Annotated in this window: 5 protein-coding genes, 1 tRNA gene and 1 pseudogene; 2 read left to right on the forward strand and 5 right to left on the reverse strand. The window is 70.4% G+C overall.

The genetic code is table 11. The annotated features are described in order from the left end of the window. Positions 1 to 472 precede the first annotated feature (472 nt). Entirely contained in the window at positions 473 to 1117 is a 645-nt protein-coding gene (locus FREUN1FDRAFT_RS15210; RefSeq protein WP_006540987.1) for a toll/interleukin-1 receptor domain-containing protein, read from the forward strand. Between the two features lie 36 nt (positions 1118 to 1153). Here FREUN1FDRAFT_RS15210 and FREUN1FDRAFT_RS15215 read toward each other — a convergent pair whose 3' ends face one another. Both FREUN1FDRAFT_RS15215 and FREUN1FDRAFT_RS15220 read right to left on the reverse strand, forming a co-directional pair. Continuing rightward, complete coding sequence (locus FREUN1FDRAFT_RS15215; protein ID WP_006540988.1) at positions 1154 to 1753, reverse strand: TetR/AcrR family transcriptional regulator; 600 nt, start codon at positions 1751 to 1753, stop codon at positions 1154 to 1156. After that, entirely contained in the window at positions 1750 to 1947 is a 198-nt protein-coding gene (locus FREUN1FDRAFT_RS15220) for a hypothetical protein (protein ID WP_035951696.1), read from the reverse strand. The genes FREUN1FDRAFT_RS15215 and FREUN1FDRAFT_RS15220 overlap by 4 nt, the downstream gene beginning before the upstream one ends. Before the next feature lie 38 nt (positions 1948 to 1985). Here FREUN1FDRAFT_RS15220 and FREUN1FDRAFT_RS46325 point away from each other — a divergent pair. Then, positions 1986 to 2114 (forward strand): annotated as a pseudogene (locus FREUN1FDRAFT_RS46325) (acyl-CoA dehydrogenase); the annotation flags it as partial. Positions 2115 to 2139: 25 nt separating this feature from the next. Here FREUN1FDRAFT_RS46325 and FREUN1FDRAFT_RS15225 read toward each other — a convergent pair. The 3 genes from FREUN1FDRAFT_RS15225 to FREUN1FDRAFT_RS15235 all read right to left on the reverse strand — a co-directional run bounded on the left by FREUN1FDRAFT_RS15225 (position 2140) and on the right by FREUN1FDRAFT_RS15235 (position 5658). Continuing rightward, positions 2140 to 2212 (reverse strand) — tRNA-Glu (locus FREUN1FDRAFT_RS15225). 167 nt (positions 2213 to 2379) lie between these two features. After that, the gene (locus FREUN1FDRAFT_RS15230) at positions 2380 to 3213 is read right to left on the reverse strand and encodes a hypothetical protein (protein ID WP_006540990.1); all 834 of its coding nucleotides are present in this window, start codon (positions 3211 to 3213) and stop codon (positions 2380 to 2382) included. Between the two features lie 108 nt (positions 3214 to 3321). After that, positions 3322 to 5658 carry an ATP-binding protein gene (locus FREUN1FDRAFT_RS15235; protein WP_006540991.1) on the reverse strand — a complete coding sequence of 779 codons (2337 nt, stop codon included), beginning with the start codon at positions 5656 to 5658 and terminating at the stop codon, positions 3322 to 3324. Positions 5659 to 6000: the final 342 nt, after the last annotated feature.

Consider the following 6000-nt stretch of genomic DNA (forward strand, 5'->3'; position numbering starts at 1 on the left):
TCGAACTCCTGGGGACGGATCCTACACTGACGATCAAGAGTCCGATTTCAGATATGTACGGCTTTCGGTGTCCGGTGCGGCTCGACGCGAGATGGGGGGCGCCAGGATGGTTGCCGTGCCCATGAGGGGTGTAGCAAGGTCCCGGCTGCGGGTCGCCGCTGCTGTCGCTGTCGCCACTGTTTCTGCTGATGAGCAAGATTTGAGGATTCTGGTCGTCCACAACGACCGCAATCCTTCGATCTTCGCGGTCCGACCTCAGGGTCGCTTCCGTCCGAAAGGCGGAAAACTACACCTTTCGTAGAATTCACGACAGCATCCGACCGGGCCAGGGGGATCCAGCGGAGGCGGCGGCTGTCCACCTCGGCGGCCGAAGGGCACGCGACGACGAGTGCGGAGCCCGGGTCGTAGCGGGATGGTGCGACGCGTGCCCACTGATGGCTGATGCCGATTGTGTCGATGGCACACTGTTTGCGTGACTGGTAAGGGAAGCTTCGGCGCGGCGGCCACCGCCGGGGCCGGCTGGGACTACTTCGTCTCCTACACGCAGGCCGACCGGCGCTGGGCGGAGTGGATCGCCTGGCAGCTCGAGGAGACCGGCGGATTCCGGGTGCTGCTGCAGGCGTGGGACATGGTGCCCGGGACGAACATTGTCGTGGGCATGCAGGACGGTCTCACGCGCGCGGAGCGCACGATCGCGGTTTTGTCGGACGCCTACACGTATTCGCTGTTCAGCGCGGCCGAATGGCAGGCCACCTTCAGCGCCGACCCGAGCGGATTCAAACGCAAACTGCTCGTCGTGCGGGTCGAGGACTGCGCCCAGCCAGGCCTGCTCGGCCAGGTCGTCTCGTTTGACCTGTTCGGCATGCCCGAGGCCGAGGCTCGCGATGAACTGGTCAGATGGGCCCGGCTTGCCGTCACCGGCGATCGGGCGAAGCCGCCCACCGCGCCGACCTTTCCGGGAGTTTCGACAGCTCCGGTGTTTCCCGGCGACGCGGCGCAGGCCGCACCATCGGGTGCGGGGGATGCGGGGACGCATATCTCGGCGGGGCGTGACATCTACGGCCCCGGCTACGCCGCGGCCCCCACGACCTACAACTTCGGCCCACGGGACGCCTGAGGATTCCGGGTGACGGTGAAAAAGCACCGGGGGAGGTCACAATGTCGGGACCCCGTCGGGCGCCTGGTAGTTGCCCAGCATGCGCTCGACCAGTGCGCGGGTCTCACTGTGGCCCTCGTTGACCCCGAGTATGTCCTCGTCGATGAGGCCGCGGCTGACGGCGCCGATGAGGAACAAGATCGCCGCAGGCGTGAGGTCGTCGTGCGCCAGGCCGTAGTCGGCCAGGTGGCCCGCGAGCAGTTCGGCCTGTTGGCGCCGGAAACGGCGCGAGTACTCGGCGATCTCGTCCCGGATGCTCTTGCGGTGGTTGGCGAGCGCCATGAACTCGGTCAGCAGCGCGGTGCGCACCGGTTCGAGGCTGAACTCCCACAGGGCACGCAGCGGGTCGGGTCCCGCCAGTGCTTCGGCCTGCCGTTGGAAGTTCTTCTCCGCCCCGCGCCGGAAGAGCGCGAGGAAGAGGTCGTCCAGGGTGGGGAAGTAGTAGTGGATCAGGGCTGGGGTGACGCCGGCCGCCTTGGCCACACTGCGTGAGCTCACACTGGCGTAGCCCTCCTGGCGCATCAGCCTTTCGGTGACGTTGAGGAGCAGTGCGCGCGTCTGCGAGCTCTCCGTGCCGGTGCGGCGAGGACTGGTCATGCCCCCATTCTGATTGACGCCGTCGAGCCGGAGGGCTCGAGTTGGGTGACCCCCAGCATCCCGGCCATGGTCTCGTCCGTGGCGGCGATCATCGTCCGCCAGGCGTCCGGGTCGTCGCGGGGAGGGTGCGGCGGGTGGCCCACGACGCCTCCCGCCAGAACCGCCCGCGCCTGCGGGCTGACAGAGGTGGGCACGGGAATTTCCCGTGCGGGCACGGTCAAACTGGTCGGCTCCCGGTCTCGCTCATGAGATGGTCCCGCTGCTGCTGTCCGGTCGCGAACAGTGGTGTCAGGGCTTCTCCGGACCCGGCTCGGGCAGCGATCTGGCCTCGCTGTCCACCCGCGCCATGCAACAGGCGGATGGCAGCTGGGACCGATGACTCTGGGTACCCCCAACGGGATTCGAACCCGTGCTACCGCCTTGAAAGGGCGGCGTCCTGGGCCGCTAGACGATGGGGGCAGCGGGCCGAAGCCAGGGCGAGGATCCGCCGCGGCGCCAGCATCAGAACAGGGCAAGCATAGGGGATCCTCCGTCCCTCCGACAAACGCCCACCACGGCGCACCGGCGCCGGGGGCCGCCGAGGCCGCGAGCCGGTTCGGCAGTGCCTGGTCGGGGCTTCCGGCCGGTCAGCGGAACCGGGGCGCGCGCCCGACATCCCGGGGCCAGGCGAGGGCGGGCCGCGGGTCCGTCCGGCGGTAGCGGGAGCGGAAGAAGGCGCGTACCGGCCGCCCGCCGATCGCGATCGTGTGCTCGATCCCTGCCGACGAAACCAGCGGAACCGACGTAAGGGGCGTGCGCGGCGACAGGTGGGCGCGCGGTGCGGTGTCGGGCACGGGACTCAGGACGTCGAAGGAGAGCGTCACGTCGTCGGACTGCCACCGTGGCGTGTTGGGGTCGTACACCCGCAGGGTGACGCGCCGCCCGCGCTGCTCGTAGGCGTAGGCGAGGACCTGGTGGTTGAGCCCGAGCCGCATCGGGTCGGCCGAGCGGGTGGTGATGATGCCGAGCGGGCTCAGCAGCCCGCGGTCCAGGTCGTGCCGGATGTGCGGCCACTCCCTGGCCACGCTGGCCGAGGTGGCGCCGGGCAGCCGCAGCCAGCCGCGGACGAGGTCGGTGTCGGCGTCGGCTGAGCTCATGAGGCGGTAGTAGCGCAGCACCCCGCGCGGGCCGTCGAAGCTGTCGAAGAGCCGGCGCACGATGTAGCGGTACAGCGGACTGTCCGGGTCGGGTGGCGTCGGCGCCGCCGGGGGTGCGACGCCGAACTCGAACATGTCCCGGACGGCGTAGATCATCCCGCCGCACAGGCCCCGGCTGGCGTCGCCGATCGGGATCGAGCCCAGGCCCGGTACGGGGACCCGCAGCACCGGCTGGCGGGGAAACGCGTTCGTGAAGGCGAAGGCATGACTGCTCGGCTGGAAGTTCGACACGGCTGCGCGCGTCAGTGCGCTCCCGTTGGTCACCCTTCCATTTTCACGTCTCCGGTGCGGTCCGTGGGCGGAAACGACCGCCCTGTGGACGAGTGAGGGAATGCTCCGTCGGTCCGGCTCCGGCACGGGAGGGCTTTTCGGTCACGGGCCGCGCCGGAGGCGTCTTTCCCGATGGCGGCCGGCCGAGGTCCCGGACAGGCGGGCGGGCGGGGTCCGCGCGGCGGGGAGGCCCGCGGCGCCGGCGCGGCCGTGACCACCTGGGCTACCTGGGGCACCTGGGCTACCCGAACCGCCCGGGATGCCTGGGATGCCCGGAAACTCCGGGCCATCCGGGAGGCCTGGCCACCGGGCGCCGAGCGCGTCCCGGATCGCCTCCGTCAGCGCCGTCGGCGTGAACGGTTTGGGGAGGTAGGCGTAGTCGAGGGTGGTGCCGCCCTCGGCGAGCATCCCGCGGCTGTAGGCGGAGGTGAACACCACCGGCAGGCCCGGGAACATCCTGATCAGGTCCTCGGCGAGCTGTCGGCCGTTGCGGCCGGGGAGGATGACGTCGGTGAGCAGGAGGTCGATGGACGTCAGCCCGCGAGCGAGATCGATCGCGGTGCGGCCGTCGGCGGCGGAGACCACGAGGTAGCCGGCAGCGCGCAGCACCCGTTCGGCGAAGTTGCGCACGGCGTCGTCGTCCTCGGCGAGCAGGATGGTCGCGGATCCCCGCGCCGGCCAGCCACCTTCGCGACGGGGCCAGCATTCCTGCCCGGCGAATCCCGGTACGGGCACCGCCAGAGGGGACGAACTGCCCGCCCCGTGGTGGTCGTCCGCGTAATGGCGGCTTCTGGCGGCGGTGGGGCGGTCGTCGGCGAGGGGCGCGGCTGCGTCGGCCCGCCCGGCCCGCCCGGCCCGCCCGGCGCTCCCGGCGCTTCCGGTGAGCCCGGCGCTCTCGGTGGCCCCGGTGGGGTCGCCGGGGCCGGAGCCGGTCGGGCCGGAGTCCGCGAGCGCGGGCAGGTCGACCCGGAAGGTCGCGCCCAGACCGGGGACGGAGTCGACCTCGACGTTGCCCTCCGCCTGGCGCACGATGCCGTAGACGGTGGCGAGCCCCAGCCCGGTACCCCGCCCCAGTGCCTTCGTCGTGTAGAAGGGCTCGAAGATCCGGGCGCGGACGTCATCCGTCATGCCGTGCCCGGTGTCGGCGACGGTGAGGCGGACGAACGGGCGGGCCAGTGCTCCGCGCAGGACGGAGAAGCCCAGCTCCGGCGTCGTGTCGTCGGCGATGTCGACCCGGATGAACAGCCGGCCGCCCTCCGGCATCGCGTCGCGGCTGTTGACGACCAGGTTGACCAGCACCTGTTCGAGCTTTCCGCGATCTATGCGGACCATCGCCGCCCGGTGGGCGGGCATCACCACGAGCTCGATGTCCTCGCGGATGAGCCGGCGTAGCATGCCCTCCAGCCCGCGGACCAGGTCGTTGAGATCGACCGGCCCTGGCCGGACGTCACTCGTCCGGGAGAAGGCGAGCAGCTGGCTGGTCAGCCCGGCCGCGCGCCCCGACGCCTCGCGGACGGCGGCGAGATCCCGCAGGACGCCCTCGTCGAGATCGGTGCGGGCCAGGATGAGCGTCGCGTACCCGTCGATGACGGTGAGCAGGTTGTTGAAGTCGTGCGCGATGCCGCCGGCGAGCTGGCCGAGTGCGTCCAGTCGCTGCGCCTGGCGCAGCTGGGCCTCGATGTTCTTCTGCTCGGTGACGTCGGTGACGATCGCGAGCGTTCCGTCGAGGGCACCGGTCGGGCCGATCCGGGCGGTGAGCGCCACCTGGGCGCAGACCTTGCGCGCGTCGGGGTGGCGCAGCCCGACCTCCAGCCGGCGGGGGTTGCCGGAGCGCACAGCCTCCAACGCGTACTGGATCTCGTCCCGGTCGAGATCGGAAACCAGGTCGACGAAGGGGGTTCCCGGCCAGATGTGGCCGACCAGCGCGGCGAACTGTGGGTTGCAGTAGGTGATGGCACCGTTCGAGTCGAGGAGGACGACGCCGTCGGTCGTGGTTTCGACGATCTCGCGGTAGCGCTCCTCGCTCTCGCGCAGTGTCCGCTGTGTGGCCTCACGAATCCGTAGATCCTCGAACAGTGCGGTGCCGCGGACCAGCGCGGGAAAGCGCCCGCGCAACGTCCAGTACCAGATGCCGACCGTGGCGGTGAGGACGTCCCACCCGGTGGTGAGGAACTGGACGTCGATCAGACTCGGGTCGAAGGCGGCACCGGAGCCGTCCGAGGCGCCGTGCGTGGGGTGACCGCCCGCGTGCGGATTGTGGAAGATGTGCGACCCGTGCCCGATCGCGCAGGTGAAGAAGATGGCGGCCGTCGCCAGGCCCAACGGGTTGTTGCGCCACTGGCCCGAGCGCCACAGTCCGCGGGCGATCGACAGGCAGATCGCCAGGTATGCGGCAGTCGTGGCGGCGTTGGCCAGGATCGACGTCGCCGAGCCGTTCATGGGCCGCTGTCTTCGCCCAGGGGTGCCCGCGCGGTGCCGGGAACCCGGATCGCCTGTGTGCGTGCGGAGACGGCCTGGAAACCAGGCCGAATTACTCGCAGCGCAGGCAATACCGGCGATCTTTCGCGAGCGTGATCAGTCGGCCCGAACCCTCCATCCCGAAACGCCCGCCAAGTTAATGAGCGCGCGTGCGCGCGCGATACCAGGGCCGGCAGCCAATCTCAAGAAGGCGCGCGGGAGTGCGCTCTTCTTCACGTCGACCATTCAATCCTTGTCGCCTCGCCCGACGTTGTGGTTATGGTCTTCGCCGTGCCCGGAGACAGGCCGGGCACCCGACGGGTG

The sequence above is a fragment of the Parafrankia sp. EUN1f genome (genome assembly GCF_000177675.1).
Lineage (GTDB): Bacteria > Actinomycetota > Actinomycetes > Frankiales > Frankiaceae > Parafrankia.

Bases quoted from the DNA above. Each gene is read 5' to 3' on its own strand.
- FREUN1FDRAFT_RS15215 (WP_006540988.1), bottom strand. From the start codon at position 1,753: ATGACCAGTCCTCGCCGCACCGGCACGGAGAGCTCGCAGACGCGCGCA.
- FREUN1FDRAFT_RS15235 (WP_006540991.1), bottom strand. From the start codon at position 5,658: ATGAACGGCTCGGCGACGTCGATCCTGGCCAACGCCGCCACGACTGCC.